This window comes from Streptomyces sp. NPDC055287 (genome assembly GCF_053646035.1).
The window spans coordinates 401,183-418,686 of sequence record NZ_JBSHNE010000003.1; the positions used below are offsets into that span (position 1 = coordinate 401,183).

Consider the following 17,504-nt stretch of genomic DNA (forward strand, 5'->3'; position numbering starts at 1 on the left):
GTGCGCCCTCACTTCTCTTCTGACAGGTCTGCCCGCACCGCGTGTACGAGGTCGTCGAACGACAGGCCGGCGATGTCGGTGTCGGGTGCCGCGCCTGGCACCGGGTCGCTGCCGTCGCCGTCCGGGACCGCGCTCCGCGGTGCGGGGGCGGCACCGGGCGCGTGCCGTGCGGCGTACGCGGCGAGCAACGCGACGGTGGGGTGGTCGAGGGCGACGGTGGCGGGCAGGTCGGCGCCCAGCGCGTACGAGAGCCGGGTCCGCAGATCGATCACCATGATCGAGTCGAGCCCCATGTCGCTGAAACCGAGTTCGTCGTCGACCGGGGACGGGTCACCGAGCGCTTCGGCCGCCAACTCGCCGATCACCGAGCGCAGTTGTTCGTCACAGGCCGGAGCGTCGAGTCCGTCGAGCCGTTTCCGCAACCAGCCGCGCGGCCGCCCGGCGTCGTCCTGACCCCCGCCCCTGCCCCCCGTGGTGGCCGGTCCGCCGGCCACCGGTGCCGTGCCCATCAGCGCCGCACCAGGGTGGCCGTGCGCCTCGGCGGCGTAGCGGACGCTGTCCACGGCGACGGCGACCAGGCCGGACGACCGGCCGGTGACGGCGAGGTGCAGCAGTTCCTTGGCCTCGTCGTCGTCGAGCGGCCGGATGCCACGCCGGCCGATGGCCCGCCCTGTCTCCTGCGACGCGGCCATGCCGCCCTTCCGCCGGGGCGTCCAGGGGCCCCAGGCCACACTGGTGGCCGGCACACCGTCCGCCCGCAGCGCCCGCGCGAGGCCGTCCAGACAGCCATTGGCGGCCGCGTAGTTGGTCTGGCCCGGCGACCCGAGGACACCCGCGACGGACGAGTACAGCACGAAGGCGTCGAGCTCGTGTCCTTCGAGAACGGCGGCCAGTTGTGCCGCGCCCGCCGCCTTGGCGGCGAAGACGTCGGCGAAGGCCCGGTCGTCGAGGTTCTCGAAGGCGCCGTCGCGTGTGACGCCGGCCAGGTGGAAGACCAGCCGGAGCGGGGCGTGACGCCCGGCATCGGCGACCGCCCGCCGGCAGTCGTCGGCGTCGGTCACATCTCCCCGTACGACCTGGACCCGCACACCCCGGGCACCGAGCGCGTCGATGACCTCGCTCGCGGCCTCGTCGGGGGCGGAGCGGCCCATCAGCGTCACGGCGCCCACCCCCCAGTCCGCGAGGATCTCCGCGGTGCTGAGCCCGAGGGCACCGAGGCCTCCGGTGATCAGCGCCGCCGAGCCCGCGAAGTCCGGCCTCCGGGGCGGCGCGGAGGCGGAGTACGGCACCAGCCGCACGGCACGCACCCCGTCGGCGCCGACCTCCAGCCGCGTCTCGGGCAGCCCGGCGTCGAGCATCCCCGTCAGGGCCCGGGCCAGGTCGGCGGCACCCGCTCCCTCGGCAGCCGTGATCCGCACCAGCCTGCGGTCGTGCTGCTCCGCCTCCAGCGAGGCGAGCATCCCCCACAGCGCCTCCCGCAGCGGCCCGCGGGGGTCACCCCCTTCGGCGGGGCCGGCGCACAGCACGGCGTAGGGAACGTCGCGCGGAGCGTTCTGCAAAGTGTGCGTCAGGGCCTGTACGCGGGAGAGGACACCGGCCGTGCCAATCGGCCCATCCGCCGCTGCCGCGAGGAAGCGGGCGTCCAGCGTCAAGTCGGCTGCGGTGGCCGCTGTTCCGGGTACGGACGCGGGTTCGGTGACGACGGTGACCCGGTGGCCGAGACCCTCAAGGGCCCGCACCAGCGACGTGACGAGCGGTTGGCCCGCCCCGGCGACAGTGATTCGGCGGGATCTTCCCGCGCCGGCCGGGACAGTCCGGCCGGTATCCACCGCGCGCAGCACATGGGCGTGCTCCGTCCGCTGCCGCAGCGAGCGCTCCAGCAGTTCCCTGGGGGCGCGGCGAAACCTGAACCGGTCGACGGCCAGAACCGTCGTCCCGTCTTCGCCGAACAGGTGCAGGTCCGCCGACTCGATGTCGAGGAAATCGGCCGACTCCCCGGCGCTCCGTACGGCCCTCACATGACCCCACAGCCCCTTGTCACGTGCGGGGCGTCCGGGGAAGGAGACACGGTCGGCCGCGAAGGGTACGGCAAGGGCTGCCTCCTCGGTGACGGAGCCGGGCTGCGCGGCGGCGACCGCGAACGCGACCGTGCTCTGCAGGCAGGAGTCGAGCAGCCCGGGGTGGATCTCGTAGCCTTCGGGGCTTTCGTTCATCTCGTCGGGCTCGGCGAACCGGACGATCGCCTCGTCACCGTGGATCCAGACGTCGCGGATCCACCGGAACGACGGTCCCAGGTGGTAGCCGAGGGTCCGCAGATGGGCATAGAAGTCGTCACCGGACAGGTGCCTTTGGGCCGCGGCGGCGAACGACCGGTGGTCGGGCGCCGGGCGCCCGCGGCCGGCCTCCGGGGGCGCCAACCGCGCGGCGAGGTGCTCCTGCCACTGGCCGAGGTCCCGGTCGACGAGGCTCTGCACGCTGACGGTCCTGATGCCGTGGTCCTGCTCCGCTTCGATGGTCTGGAGGTCGTAGCGTTCCCCGTCGCGCAGGACGAGGGCGCGGGGGAAGTGCAGGTCCTCCAGGACGACGGGCGCGCCCGAACTGCCGAGCGCCGACAGGGCGGTCGCCATCTGGGAAGCCCCGGGTACGGAGACGACGCCGAAGAGCCGGTGGTCCGTCAGGTGGGGCGGGTAGACGGTGCTGCGTTCCGTGGCGAAGACCCGTCCGTGGAGCGCCGGCGAGCGCAGTTCCCGTCCCCAGGCGGGTGCGTCCGAGGGCCTCGGGTGCGGCTCGGGTGCGGGCGGCTTCGCGCCGTTCGCTGCGGGCGGCGCCCAGTACCGGGAAGCCGCGAAGGGGTAGCGCGGGGCGTCGGGACGCCGGGCGTCGGCCGGGCCGTGTATCCGGCGCCAGTCGAGATCCTGACCGCGCTCGTACAGCTTCGCGGCGGAGGCGAGCAGGGTGTCCCGATCGCCGGCCTTCCGTCGCAACGAGGAGGCGATGCCTCCGTGCGGGGCCAGGCCCGCGGCCTGGACCAGGTTGACCAGCGTCCGGTCGGGCCCGATCTCGAGGCAGATGTCCACGTCGAGGGCGGCCAGCCGGGAAGCCCCGTCGAGGAAGCGGACCGGCTGACGGGCATGGCGGCGCCAGTAGCCGGCGTCGTACTCGTCGGCCGCGGCGATCCGGCCGGACACGTTCGAGATGACCGGCACCGCCGGCGCGGCGAACTTCACACCGGCGAGCGAAGCGGCGAACTCGTCCAGGGCCGGGTCCAGCAGCCGCGAGTGGAAGGCGTGCGAGACGCTGAGCCGCCGGTGTCGTACCGAGCGTTCGGTGAGCCGGGCCGCGAAGGCCCCGATCTCTTCCGGAGCCCCCGAGACCACCGTCGCCCGGGGGCCGTTGACCGCGGCGATGTCCAGCCGGAACTCCCGCGCCCAGCCCACCGTGTCCTCCTCCGGGGCCATCACGGCGAGCATGGCGCCACGTTCGGTCGCCTGCATCAGCCGGGCACGGTCCGCGATCAGGGTCAGACCGGTGGGCAGGTCCATCACACCGGCGGTCATCGCGGCTGCGATCTCGCCGACGCTGTGGCCCATCACCACGGACGGGACGACGCCCCACGATTTCCAGAGCTCGGCGAGCGCCACCTCGAGCGAGACGAGCGCGGGCTGGGTCACGCGGGTCTCGTCGACCGCTCCCGGGTCGTCCCCGTACAGCACGAGTCCGGTGAGCGAGGCGCCGAGCGCCGGGGCCAGTATCCGGTCGCAGGCGTCGTACGCCTCCCTGAAGACCGGTTCGCTCTCGTACAGTTCGCGGCCCATTCCGGCGTACTGGCTGCCCTGTCCGGAGAACAGGAAGGCAATGCGCGGCGCGTGTGGCGCAGGGGCGGAAGCCGGGCCGTCCAGCGCGGAGAGCAGTTGCCCGCTGTCGCGGCCGAGCAGCGCCCTGCGGTGCCGGAAGTGGGCGCGGCCGGCACCGGCCGTGGCAGTCAGAGCGGCCAGTTCGCCGTCCGGCGCGCCGTCGAGCCGCCGGCGCCACAGTTCGGACAGCCGCTCCAGACCGTGCTCGTCGGGCGCGGACAGGGGCAGCAGCCGCAGCCGGCCGGATGCCTCGGCGCCCGGTGGCGGGCCGGCCGGAACCGGAACCGCGGGCGCCTCGGGGACCTCCGGTGCCTCGGCGAGTACGACATGGGCGTTGGTGCCGGTGAAACCGAAGCCCGACACCCCCGCCACGCGGGGCCGTGTGCCCGCGCGCCAAGGCGTGCGGGCCTCCACGACCTGCACGTTCATCGACGCCCAGTCGATGTGCGGGTTGGGCCGGGAGAAGTGGAGGTTGGCGGGCAGCACGCCGTTGCGCAGCGCGAGCACCGTCTTGATGACCGAGGCCATGCCGGCGGCGGACTCGCAGTGCCCGATGTTGCTCTTGACCGAGCCGATCCGCAGTGGTTCGCCGGGCCGGCGGCCGGCGCCGAAAGCCCGCCAGGCCGCGCCCACTTCGATGGGATCGCCGAGCGCCGTGCCCGTGCCGTGCGTCTCCAGGTAGGACACCTCGCCGGGCTCGGTGGCGGCGTCGCGGAGCGCCGCGTTGAGCATGGCCTCCTGGGCGGTGCCGCTCGGTGCGGTCAGCCCGGAGGAAGCACCGTCCTGGTTGACGGCGCTGCCGCGGATGACCGCGAGCACCCGGTCGCCGTCGCGCCGGGCGTCACCGAGCCGCTTGAGGACCAGGACGCCGCACCCCTCGGAGCGCACGAAGCCGTTGGCGTCGGCCGAGAACGTACGGCAACGGCCGTCCGGCGACAGCATGTGCGCCCGGCTCACGGCGACGGACGACGCCGGATCCAGCATGATGTTGACGCCTCCGGCGAGGACGGCGTCGGTCTCGCCCGAGCGCAGTGAGCGCACCGCCAGATGTATCGCCACCAGGGACGAGGAGCAGGCGGTGTCGACGGCGACGGCCGGTCCGTTCAGGCCGAGGAAGTAGGCGATGCGGCCGGCCGCCGCGTTGAGCGCCGTGCCGGTGCTGTAGTACGCGTCGACGTGCTCGGCCCCGCCGCGCGCGAGCAGCCTGGCGTAGTCGGCGTAGCTGACGCCGACGAACACGCCGGTCCGGGTGTTCCGCAGGCCGTGCGGGTCGGTGCCGGAGTCCTCCAGGGCGTGCCAGGCCGATTCCAGCAACAGCCGCTGCTGGGGGTCGAGGTTGTCGGCCTCCCGGGCTGGGATGTCGAAGAAGTCGGCGTCGAAGCGGTCGATGTGGCGCAGGAATCCGCCCTGGTCGCTGGCGATGCGGATGGCTCCCTCCTGGTCCTGACCGTGCCGTACGGCGGTGTCCCGGCGGTCCGCGGGCACGGTGGTGACGCCGTCCCGGCCCTCGTTCAGCAAGTCCCACAGGTCGTCGACGGAGTCGGCGCCGGGAAAGCGTCCGGCCATGCCGACGATCGCCACGGGTTCCGGACCCGCCGCCGTGGCGGGCGAGGACGCGGGGTTGTCCTGCGTGGCGGGCGGGGGCGCGGTCCTCGGTCCCGGTTCGCCGTGCTGCGGGTTGTCCGGCACGGCTCCGGCCGGGGCCGGGGAGCCGTGCGGACGCGTGGCCCGGGGCGGCGCGTCCCGGGTGGGGCGGCTCATGACGAACTCGGCGAGCCGGGTGACCGTGGGGTGGTCGAAGACGTCGGCGACGGCCAGGGCCGCGCCGAAGGCGGCGGACAGCCGGGCCACCAGATCAACCGCGGCGATCGAGTCGAGGCCGAGGTCGAAGAACCCGGTGTCCTGCCGTACCGCGCCGGCGTCGTCGTGTCCGAGGACATCGGCCAGGATGCGGGTCACGTGCCTCCGCGCGGCGTCGGTGCGGGCGCTCTCGGGGAGCCCGGCGAGCTCTTCCCCCACGAACGGCTCCGCCACGGCGTCTTCGCCGGGGCCGGTGCCGGTGGAGTTCCCGGCTTCGTCCGGCCGAGCCGGTCCGGGAGCAGTCAGCCCTCGGGGACGCAGCCCCGACATGACGTGCCGGAAGCGGGCCAGGTCCAGTGGACAGGCCACCACATGGCCCCCGTCACCGGGGGCCGCCGCGGTCAGCGCGCCGCAGCCCTGAGCGGCGTCGAGGGCGCCGACCCCGAGCCGGGCGTACAGCGCCAGCGAGGCACTGTCGGCCATGCCCCGGCCCTCCAGCGCCCAGGGGCCGTAGGCGATGCTCACCGCGGGGAGCCCGAGGGACACGCGGTGCGCGGCGAGGGCGTCGAGCGCCCCGTTGGCCGCGGCGTAGGCGGCGCACTCCTCGGTGCCCCACACGGCCGACACCGAGGAGACCAGGGTGAAGAAGTCGAGTTCCCAGTCCGCCGACGCCCGGTGCAGCCACCAGGCTCCCGCGGCCTTGTTCCGCAGCGCGGCGGCGAACTCCGCGGGACCGGTGTGCGCGGCCGGCGCCCGTTCGACCGTACCGGCCGCGTGGACGACTCCGCGTACGGGCGGCATCAGCTCCAGGACCGCGCACGCCCGCGCGAGCGCTGCGTCCGTGTCGCAGCCGCCGCCCCGGTACTCGGTCCGGGCGGTGTCCCGCCGCAGCCGGGCCAGCAGTTCGGCGGCGTCCTCGCCCAGCGCTTCCTCGGGCCGGCGGCCGATGAGCAGGAGATGGCGGGCGCCGCGGCGTACCAGGTCGGTGACCAGCTCGCGGCCGACGGCACCGAGGCCCCCGGTCACGATGTACGTGGCGTCCGCGCGCACCGGCAAGGGCTTCGCGGCCGCCTCCTCCGACACGGGGCGCAGGCGAGCGACCAGCGTGCGGCCGTCGCGCACGGCCGCCAGGTCGGCGGAGGCGGGAGGTGCGGCGCCCGGGCCTGCGCCTGTGGCGACGCGATCCAGCAGCGCGCCGAGGTCCCGCGCCTGCGGGCGGTCCGGCAGGTCGATGACGCCGCCCCAGGAGGTGGGGAGTTCCAGGCCGAGTACCGGTGCCAGCCCGTGCAGTGCGCCGTGACCGGTGTAGGTCACCTGGTCTCCGGGCGCGGTGCGGCGGGCCGCACGCGTGAGGGCCAGCACCTTGTGCGGTGGCCCGCCGGCCGGAGCGGCGGCGACAGCCGTCGTCACGGCGGCACACACGGCAGCGCCCGCCGCGCCCGGATCCGCACCGGGCGATTCGCCGGGCGGCTGGGGGCCGGCGCTCATGGCGAGGACGAGGGTGGCCGCTTCACCGGGTGGGCGTCCCTCCCAGAAAGCGCGCCAGTCCGGACCGCTCCCGGGCAGGGCCCCGGTCCGCCAACCCGGTGCGCCGGGGACGGCCGGGGCCGCGGGTGCGGTGGCCGTTTCGGCCGGAGCGCCCGTCGCCGGGACGAGCAGTGTGCCCCCGATGGAGCGCTCGACGGCCTGGTCCACGAGCTGCCGCAGCAGGGCGGTGTCGTCGCCCGCCAGTACCAGGTCGCCGTCCGGGCCGGGGGGCTCGGTCGGCGCGAACGACGCGGGCTCCCAGACGATGTGATGGGCCACCGGGTGCCCGGTTGCCGCTGAGGACGCCGCGGGCGCGGGCAGGCTCGCCGGGGACAGTGGCGCGGGGGCGTGCCGACGCCGCTGCCACGGGTAGGACGGCAGGTCGACCACGCGACGGGGAAGCTCGTCACCGGGGTGTTCCGCCCCTGCCGTCCCGGCGGCCGTCACAGCCGGGTCGTCCATGCCCTCGGCCAGGGAACGCAGCTGCTGCGCGGCCGCGGCGGGCCCGTCGGCCGTGATGCGCGCCCGGGTCTCCATGCGTGCCCGTCCCGCACCCGCCGTGTGAGCGAAGGCAGCATAGTCACCGGCCGGGAGGCCCGCGAGCCGCTCGGCGTACCGGCCCGCCAGCTCCCGCAGTGCTTGCGGGTTCCTGGCGGAGATCTCGAACCCCGTGACGGCGGTGCCCTGTGAGGTGGGGGCGGGGGCGAGTGCGGACACCTCGTCCGCCGTGGGGAGTCCGAGGACGACCTGCGCGTTGGTGCCGCTCATGCCGAAGGAGCTGACCGCGGCGAGATCGCCGCTGTCTGTGGACCAGTCGGTGAGCGTGCTGGGCACGGTCATGCCGGTGCCGGAGAGGTCGATCCGCGGGTTGAGCGTGTTGAAGTGGACCACGGGCGGTACCTGCCGGTGGCGCAGGCAGAGAACGGCCTTGGCCAGACCGGCGATTCCGGCGGCGGACTCGAGGTGCCCGAAGTTCGTCTTGACCGCGCCGACCGGCAGCGGCGCGCCGCCGTTGCGCCGGCCGAGCGCCGTCGCCAGAGCCTCCATCTCGATGGGGTCGCCCAGCGGTGTGCCGGTGCCGTGCGCCTCGACATAGCCGATGTCGGCGGGCTCGATCCCGGCGGCGGACAGCGCCGTCTCGATGAGGGAGACCTGTGAGAGGACGTTGGGCGCGGTGAAGCCCCCCGAACGGCCGTCCTGGTTGAGAGCCGAGCCGCGGATCACGGCATGGACGCGGTCGCCGTCGCGCAGCGCGTGGTCCAGCCGTTTGAGGACGACCGCGCCGCAGCCCTCCCCCCGGGTGAAACCGGCGGCGCGCGCGTCGAAGGTACGGCACAGGCCGTCTGGCGACAGCGAACGGGTCTCCTGCACCAGCCGCATGGACCTCGGCGACATGATCAGATTGACTCCGGCGGCGAACGCCGTCTCGCACTCGCCGCGCCGCAGCGCCTGCACCGCGAGGTGGACCGCGACGAGCGACGAGGAGCACGCGGTGTCGACCGAGAGGGCGGGGCCGTTCAGGCCGAGCGCGTAAGCGATGCGCCCGGCCGCGAAGTTGTGCCCGTTTCCGGTGGTCCAGTACGCGTCGGGTTCGCCGGCCAGCCAGTCCCGGTAGTCCTGCCACATGATGCCCAGGTAGAGCCCGGTACTGGTGCCGGCGAGCCGGTCGGCGGGCAGAGCCGCGTTCTCCAGTGCCTCCCAGGTCACTTCGAGGAGCAGTCGGTGCTGGGGGTCGAGATGGCGCGCCTCGCGCGGACTGATGCCGAAGAAGTCGGCGTCGAAGTCCAGCACTTCGTCGAGGAATCCGCCGCGCTGCGGCAGCCCCTGCCACTCCGCCGCGAACGGTTCCCGGCGGGCGGCGGGCAGGGGACGTACCAGGTCGCGGCCCTCGGCGAGCGCCGTCCAGTAGCTGTCGAGGTCGTCGATGCCGCCGGGCAGGCGCAGACCGACGCCGACGACGGCGATCGGCTGGTTTCCCTCCTGCTCGCCCAGCCGCCGCTGCAGGGTGCGGATGGTGGCGAGCGCGCGGGTCAGCGGGGTCTGCTTGGCCGGCTGGGCGGGTGCGGACGTGCTGTTCTGCTCCATGTACGGGTTCCTCGCAGTGGGGGCGGGACGGGCGGAGAGGCGGTGTCGTCGTCGGTCAGCCCTCCACCGTCGCCGCCGTCAACTGGTCCGCGAGCGCGCCGGCCAGCGCCCGGGGGCTGCCGTAGGACCACAGCAGGGTCGGGGACAGCCGCAGTCCCAGAGCCGCTTCGAGACGGTTGCGCAGTTCGAGGCTCATCAGGGAGTCCAGCCCGAGCGCCTTGAACGGGGTGTCCCCGTCCACGCCCCCCGGCTCGATCCGCAGAACCCGGCCTGCGAGTTCGCGTACGACTGCCTCGACCACACCGGTCCGTTCCTCCGGCGCCGCGGCCTCCAGGCGAGCGCGGAACCCCGCTCCCGACTCGCCCCCGCCGGTGTTCTGGGCCTCGGCGCGCAGCAGGGCCCAGCTCGCCAGCGCGGCCGTGTCGGGGTAGGCGTCGAACCACTGCCGCAGATTGATGGGCACATATCCGACGACGGGCTCGTCCTGACCGAGCAGCCGGACCAGCGCGGGCCACGCCTCGTCGACGCCGATGCCGCCCATGCCCCGCTCCTCGAGCCGGGCTCCGCGCCGGGCGTCGTCGGCGGCGAGCCCGACGTCGGCGACCGGGCCCCACTGCACGCTGAGCGCGGGCCGGCCGCGGCGGCGCCTGGCTTCGGCGAGGGCGTCGAGACAGGCGTTGCCCGCGGCGTACACGGCCTGGCCGGTGTTGCCCACCAGGGCGGCGGCGGAGGAGAACAGGACGAAGAAGTCGAGCGGATCGTCCGCGGTCGCGGCGTCCAGATGGCGCGCGCCGTCCACCTTGGGAGTAAGCACAGCGGCCAGTTGTTGCGGCGTGATGTTGCGGACGGTGGCATCGTCGAGGGTCCCGGCGGCGTGTACGACGCCGCGCAGCGGGGGGAGTTGCTCCCGCAGCCGGACAAGGGCCCGGTCCAGGGCCTCCGGGGCGCCGACGTCGCACATTACGGTCTCGACCCGGACGCCGGCGGCGTCGAGTGCTTCCAGCCGCCGCTGAGCCTCCGGGCCGGGCGCCGACCGGCCCAGCAGCGCCAGATGCCCGGCGCCGTGGTGCGCGAGGAACTCGGCGAGCGACAGTCCGAGCGCCCCCAGACCACCGGTGATCAGGTACGTTCCGTCGGCGCGGAAGCGGCCGTCGGGCATCGGAACAGGTGTCACCCGCGCGCCGCCCGGTGTAGGTGCCGTGACGACGGTCGTCTCGCCGCCGCCGTACGGTGCCTGGCGCAGGGCTTGTGCCAGCTGCTCGAAGGAGTGGCGGCGCACCGGCACAGGTTCGAGCCGGCCGGCCTCGACCAGGTCCCAGACCTCGCCGAGCAGGCGGGCGAGGCGCCCGGGCCGGCCCGTGATCAGCCCGGTCAGGTCGACCGCGGAGAGGCTGACGCCCCTGCGGAGCACGTCCAGCGGGACGGAGCGGCCGGCCTGCGGAGTGTGGGTGCCGGTGTCCAGGAAACGGCCGCCGTCGGCGAGCAGTTCCAGCCCGGACCGCACGGCGGTTCCGGTGTACGGTCCGACGACGACGTCCGCGCCGCGTCCTCCGGTGAGCCGCGCGAGCCCGCTGAGCCACGAGGGATCGCCCGGGTCGAGTACGTCGGTGATGCCCAACTCCGTGAAGCGGTCGCGGCCTTCCTCGGAGGCGTCGGCCGCGACGACTCGGGCGCCCAGGACACGGGCCACCCGCGCCATCGCGATCCCGGGGCCGTCGCCCGCACAGTGCACGAGCACGGTCTCGCCCTGTTCGAGCCTGCCGAGGTCCGCGAGGGCGTACCAGGCGGTGAGGTGGGCGAGGAGCAGCGCTGCCGCGTCCTCGTCGCGGAGTCCGTCGCGAACCTTGCGGACGTGCCCGGCGGGTACGGTGACGTGGCTGGCCAGGGCCCCACGGGAACAGGCCACCACCCGTTCGCCGACGGCGAGTTCGCCGGCTCCCGGTCCGACGGCGACCACCGTGCCGGCGCACACGCTGCCGAGGTGCGGCCCGCCGTCCGCGCCGGTGGCCGTGCCGGAACGGGCGGCGCGTACGTCGTCGGTGTCCACGGCGGAGGCGGAGATCTCGATCTCCGCCTCACCGGGCCCCGGAACACGCCGGCCCAGGGGTACGCACTCCGCCTCGCCTCGCCGTGTCGCGGCGGGCCGGACCCTGAAGGGCTGGTGCGGTGTGCCCGGCGCGGGCAGTGCCGCCGCCCCGGACTCGGCGCCGGGCATCACGGAGCCGGTTCCGCGTACGATCCGGGCCGCGAGCCTGCGGTCGGCGCGCAGTGCGATCTGGTCCTCCGTGCCACAGCCCAGGATCTCGTCGGCGCAGACGGCGGCCCAGCCCGCTTCGGACGGTACGACGTCGATCAGCCGTGGCTCCAGCTCGCCGTGCTCGCGGCGCAGTACGCGGGTGAAGCCCCAGAACTGGGCGCCCCCCGGGTCCGGCACGTGCTCCCCGTCCGCGGCCTGGGCCCCGTCGGTGACCACAGCGAGCTTCGGCGGGACGCCGAGCGCCGTGCAGGCGCGTACCAGTACGGCGAGCCGGTTCAGCGCCTCACGCTGGGCGGCCGGGCCGGAACGGGCGCCTGGTGCCATGAACACGACGCCGTCCGGCTCCGCTCCGTCGACGGCGAGCGGATCGCCGGCGTCGGCGCCGACGGTGGTGGCGCCGGCGGCGGCCAGCGCGTCGGCCAGTTCGCCGGCGGGACCTGTCGCGTCCCCCTGGACGATCCAGCGGCCACCGCCGGCCGCGGCCGGTTCGCTCCGCGCGTCCTCGGAGGTCCGGCTCTCCTTCGCCGGGGCCGTGACGTCGGTCCAGCGGATGCGGTGCAGACGTCCGGCGTCGGACGTCTCGTCGCCTGCGCCCGGCAGCGGCTCCAGTGTGAGCCGTTCCATGGTCAGCAGCGGCTTGCGCTCCTCGTCGAAGACGACGATGTCCACGGCGCCGTCGGGCCGCCGCACCGCGTGCGACCACACCCGTGCCACGGGTTCGTCGCGGTCGTCCAGCAGCCGTACGCTTCCCACGGTGGTGGGCACGACGGCCTCGTCGCCCTCGTCGAGCGCCAGCGCGACCTGGAGGGCCCCGTCCCACAAAGCCGGGTGCAGGACGTGTGGCCGGTTGCCCGCGCGCAGTCGCTCCGCGAGCACCACTTCGCCGACGGCCTCCCCGCCCGTGGGGGACGGCCTGAGGGCGTGCACGGCGCGGAAGGCCTCCCCGTAGTTCAGGCCGCGGGCGGAGCACGCCGCGTAGAAGTCGTCCGGATCGGTGCTCGCGGCCTGTTCGTACCAGTCGGGGAACTCGGGCCTGCCGGGGCCGTCGGCGCCCGGGCCGACCTGGGCGGTGGTGTTCACGGTCCACTGCCTACCGCCGGGCGGCAGGGACAGCAGCCGGAACGCTCCGCGGGCGCCGTCGTCGTGCCATTCGGCGGTCAGGCGCACGGGCTCGTCGCCCAGCGCTATCTCCTTGTGGAAGACGACGTCGTCGATGCGGGCGGGCAGGGTGCCGGTACGGGCCCGTACGGTGTGCGCGGCGAGTGTCAGCATCCCCGCGCCCGGCAGCACCGTGGCGTCGTACACCCGGTGGTCGGCGAGCCAGGGCAGATCGGGTACCGCGAGTTCGAGTTCGGCGTGCCACACGTCCGGCCGGCCGGGAGCCGGGCCGAGCTCCGGGTCGAACCCGCGGACCGCTCCCGAGCCGCGCTGCCGCCGGGGCGTCCAGTGGCTCTCGCCTTCGAGGGGGTGCCCCGGCACGGGGGCAAGGGCACGGCGCGGCAGCGCGCCGAACGGCTCGAGCCCGGCGACGTAGGCGCTGCCGAGCGCCAGGGCGAAGTCGTCACGGCTGCCGTGGTGGCGGCGCAGCGTGGTCAGGACGGCCGGCGGTTCGGGCCGGGAGGCGGCGAGTTGCTCGATGGCCGGGGCGAGCACCGGGTGCGGGCTGATCTCGACGACATGGGTGACGCCGTCGTCCAGCAGGGCCTGCAGGGCGTCGGCGAACAGGACGGGGCTGCGCAGATTCTCCACCCAGTACGCGGCGTCCATCTCGGCCCCGTCCAGGAGCCTGGTCCGTACGGTCGACATCAGGGCGACGGAACCGGCCCGCGGCGCCGCGGGCGCGAGCGCCTGAAGCAGGTCGTCCTCCAGCGCGTCCATCTGCGGGCTGTGCGAGGCGTAGTCGACGTTGACCAGTCTGCAGTAGGTGCCCTCCGCCTCGAGGAGCTCCTGGAGCATCAGCACGGAGTCCTTCTCTCCCGACAGGACACATGAGTGAGGTCCGTTGTGCACGGCGAGGGAGACGGTGTCCTCGAAGCCTTCCAGAGCCGCGACGGCCGCCTCGCGGTCCAGATCGACAGCGAGCATCCGGCCGTGTCCGGAGGTGCGCCGCGCGATGGCGCTGCGGCGGGCCATCACCAGAGCGGCGTCCTCGTAACTGAGGATGCCGGCCGCGGTGGCGGCCGTGATCTCGCCCTGGCTGTGGCCGAGGACGACGTCGGGTTCCACACCACAGGCGCGCCACAGCTCGGCGAGACCGAGCGACATCGCCCACAGGGTGGGCTGCAGCATGTCGATGCGGGTCGTCCACTCGTCGCCGGCCGTGCCGTCGAACATGCCGAGGAGGTCCCAGTCGACGTGGGGGGCGAGGGCCGCGCGGCAGCGGCGTACGACATCCGCGAACAACGGGCTGTCCCGGTACAGTTCCCGGCCCATGGCGCTCCATTGGGAGCCCTGGCCCGGGAACACGAACGCGGTGCGCCCGTGTGGCACGGCCCGGCCGCGGACGACGCCCGCGATGTCGGTCTCCTGGCCCGAGTCGGTGAAGGCGGTGAGCGAGGTGCGGAGTTCTTCCCGCCGTTCGGCGACGAACGCGGCGCGGAACGGGAAGTGGTCGCGGCGCCAGGCGAGGGTGCCGGCCAGGTCGGTGAGGGCGGTGTCCTCGCCGGACCCGGCGGGAAGGGCGGCGGCGAGCTCCCCCGCCCGCCGGGCGAGAGCGGGCGGCTGCTGCGCGGAGAGGGTGACGAGTGCGGGCAGGCCGGTGTCCACGGACGGTATCCCTGGCTCCGCCCCGGTCGGCGCCGGGGGGCTCATCACGACGACGTGGGCGTTGGTGCCGCCCCATCCGAAGGAGTTGACACCCATGTAGAGCGGCTCGTCGCCCGGCAGGGCCTGAGGTTCGCGCACGACGCGCAGATTGAGGTCGTCGAACGGGATCGCGGGGTTGAGCACCTCCGAGTGCAGGCTCGGCGGCACGGTGCGGTGCCGTAGCGAGAGGAGGATCTTGAACAGGCCGGTTATGCCGGCGGCGGCCTCCAGGTGGCCGATGTTGGTCTTGACCGATCCGATGAGCAGGGGGCCGCCGGTGCGGTGTCCTGCGACGGTGCGGCCGATGGCGGTGACCTCGATCGGGTCACCGCGGCCGGTTCCCGTGCCGTGCGCCTCGATGTAGGCGAGCTTCTCCAAGGGCACGCCACCGTCACCGTAGGCCCGCGTCAGCAGGTCCTCCTGGCCCTCGGGGCTGGGGGTCACCAGGCTGTCGCCGCCGCCGTCGTTGTTGACGACCGTGCGGGTGATGACCGCGTGGATGCGGTCGCCGTCGGCGAGGGCTCGGTCGAGGGTCTTCACGTAGAGGGCGGCGACACCTTCCCCCCGTACAAAGCCGTCGGCCTCCGCCGAGAAGGTGGCACACCGGCCATGGGGGGAGAGGGCGCCGAAGTGGGTGAGGCCGACGGTCACATGCGGATCCAGGATGAGGTTGACCCCGCCGACCAGTGCCGCGTCTATCTCGCCCTGGCGCAGTGCCTGCGCTGCCAGGTTCAGGGCCACGAGCGAGGACGAACAGCCCGTTTCGACCGTGAGGCTCGGTCCGCGCAGCCGGAACACGTACGACAGCCGGGCGGCGATGACGTCCAGCGCGTTGCCCACCAGACTGTGCTGGGTGGGGGCCGCGCCGCGATCCTTGCGCAGCAGCTCGTAGTCGTGCCAGGACGCGCCGACGTACACGCCGGTACGAGTGCCCGCGAGGTCGGAAACACGCTGGCCCGCGTCTTCCAGGGCGCGCCAGGCCTCTTCGAGCATGAGGCGCTGCTGGGGGTCGATGGCGGCGGCCTCGCGCGGGGATATACCGAAGAAGGCCGCGTCGAATCGGTCGACGTCGTCCAGGAATCCGCCCACGCCCTGGATCTCCCGCTCCGGGTCCAGCGGCGCCGACGCGTCCCAGCGGTCGGCCGGTACGGGTCGGATGGCGTCGCCACGCTCCATCAGCAGATCCCACAGACGGTCCGTGTCCGGCGCGCCCGGGAAGCGGCCCGCCATGCCGACGACGGCGATGAACTCCGCGGTGTCCTGCGCTGTGTTCGCGTCCATACACTGCCTTCTCGTGCTGGTGCGGATTCTGGGAAGAAATTCCCGAAGCCGGCGCGGCTGTGTCAGGAGCGCCATTGCTCCCCGTCTGCTCACGCGCCGTTGCGGCCAGATTAGGCTTCGCGTTCCCGGCCCAACACCCCTGACATTCGCGGTACTTACAGCGGTGAACCCCTATCCACAGGACAGGGGTTCACCGCCGCGGCGGCAGAATGCTCAGCCGCGCAGCCGCATGCGTACGAGACCCTTGCTCGCATTGATCATCCTGGGTCCGATCTCGGGTGGAGCTTCACGGCGGCACCACACGGCATTCGTCGCCATCTTCACGGGTGACATGCTGAAGCACTGCGTTTCGCGATCTCCGAACCGGAACGAGGGTGCGATGAAATCGGCCTGCCGGATGTGTTCCAGAATCCGAGCTGCTCCGGCGGTCGGTGTGACGCCTCCGGCCTCGACCGACTGGCACACCTCCCTGGCGAGTACACCCATTCTGTTGAACGCCTCGCTCACGGGCAGCGGAGACCCCGGGTTGGTGCTCTTCTCCAGCTCGAGGAACACGTTGTCGTCGCGAGAACGTGTGAAACGGTAGTACGCGTCCTCCAGCATGACGTTGCCCAGCATCGTGCCGAGCATCCAGGTGCGGTTCACCGCGTTCCACAGCTCATAGTCGCGGAACCCCACGAAGGAGCTGTAGACCAGGTCGTCATGGAAATCGAAGAGACCCTGCTGGAGGGTTTCCAGATAGCTGAAACGCTCCTGGGACCAGTCGCCGTCGCGGGATGCGGCGATCAGCCGCCAGCCGAGGGCGTTGACCAGTTCGAGGGTGTTGGTCAGCCCGCGCGAGTACAGCGCGTCGATGAACCCGGCGGCGTGCGAGGTGAGGCAGAAGCGGTCTCCCACGACCTGTTTGGCCGAGTACTGCAGCCGGCCCGTCGACACCCAGGGGCGTACCGCCTTGGCTTCGCGGAACTGCCAGGCGATCTCCGGGAAGCGGGCGAGGAAGGCGTCGAACTCCTGCTGAGCCGGGGTTTCGTCCTTGGGGAAGACCCGCGGATCGAGCGTGAGGCCCACACTGCAGAGCGGGTTGATCGAGTCGGGGTGATTGTCGAACGGGATCACCCACAGCCAGCCGCCGTCGAAGACATGGTGCAGGGTGCCGTTGTGCCAGGGGTTGGGCTGCCGGTGCTTCCTGGCGGCCGGCGCGTCGTCGAACGGCGCCACACCGATCATGTGCGTGAAGAGAGTCCGCGAGTGCGTGCGGGCACGGGTCGGGGTTTCGCGCAGCTCGAACTTCTCCGCCAGCGGCGAGCGGAATCCGCTGCCGTCGACGACGTAACTGGCACGGAATTCCTCACCTCGATCCGTGCGCAGCAGTGTGCCCTTGTCCGGATCGATCTCGACGTCGGTGACACGGGTCGCCAGCCGGGGGTGGGCCCCGTACTTGACCGCCACATTGAACAGGTACGAGTCGATGTCCTGGCGGAAGAGGTGCGTTTCGGTCCTGATGGCCGAAGGGACCACCAGCTGATTGACCTTCGTGGGATTCTGCCGCTTTCCCTCTTCGTGATATACGAAGCCGAAGTTCTGCTTCTGTCCGCAGTACCTGGACACATGTTTCGTGATGCCCTTGTGGCTGGACAGCGGCATGATTTCCGGCACCTGGTACCGGTCGGCGATGAGCCGGGTCATTCCCGATGTGTAGGGAATGGTGGACTCACCGACTGCGAACCGCGGGTGTGTTCCCGCGTCCAGGAGGAGGACTTTGACGCCATTGCGGGCCAGTACCGCACCCAGCATGCCACCAGCCATACCGCTGCCCAGTATCGCCACGTCGTACTGCTGCGCCATCCGATGTGCGGCGGTCATACGTGATATCTCCCTCACGTCTCATATGGTGC

The 17,504-nt window shown here is 73.1% G+C and carries 3 protein-coding genes; all 3 read right to left on the reverse strand.

Going from position 1 to position 17,504, the window contains the following annotated elements; all coding sequences use genetic code 11:
• Window positions 1-8: 8 nt before the first annotated feature.
• Window positions 9-9,266: an SDR family NAD(P)-dependent oxidoreductase gene (locus tag ACWIHY_RS07940; RefSeq protein ID WP_454374755.1), complete on the reverse strand. Its 9,258-nt coding sequence runs from the start codon at window positions 9,264-9,266 to the stop codon at window positions 9-11.
• A gap of 55 nt (window positions 9,267-9,321) precedes the next feature.
• Window positions 9,322-15,609, reverse strand: coding sequence for an SDR family NAD(P)-dependent oxidoreductase (locus ACWIHY_RS07945; RefSeq protein ID WP_454374756.1), 6,288 nt, complete (start codon window positions 15,607-15,609; stop codon window positions 9,322-9,324).
• A 213-nt stretch (window positions 15,610-15,822) separates the two neighbouring features.
• The gene (locus tag ACWIHY_RS07950; protein ID WP_454374757.1) at window positions 15,823-17,472 is read right to left on the reverse strand and encodes an NAD(P)/FAD-dependent oxidoreductase; all 1,650 of its coding nucleotides are present in this window, start codon (window positions 17,470-17,472) and stop codon (window positions 15,823-15,825) included.
• Window positions 17,473-17,504: the final 32 nt, after the last annotated feature.

What these genes read in the sequence shown, in the direction of transcription:
- ACWIHY_RS07940 (WP_454374755.1), bottom strand. Translation starts at nt 9,266, where the DNA reads ATGGAGCAGAACAGCACGTCCGCACCCGCCCAGCCGGCCAAGCAGACC.
- ACWIHY_RS07945 (WP_454374756.1), bottom strand. Translation starts at nt 15,609, where the DNA reads ATGGACGCGAACACAGCGCAGGACACCGCGGAGTTCATCGCCGTCGTC.
- ACWIHY_RS07950 (WP_454374757.1), bottom strand. Translation starts at nt 17,472, where the DNA reads ATGACCGCCGCACATCGGATGGCGCAGCAGTACGACGTGGCGATACTG.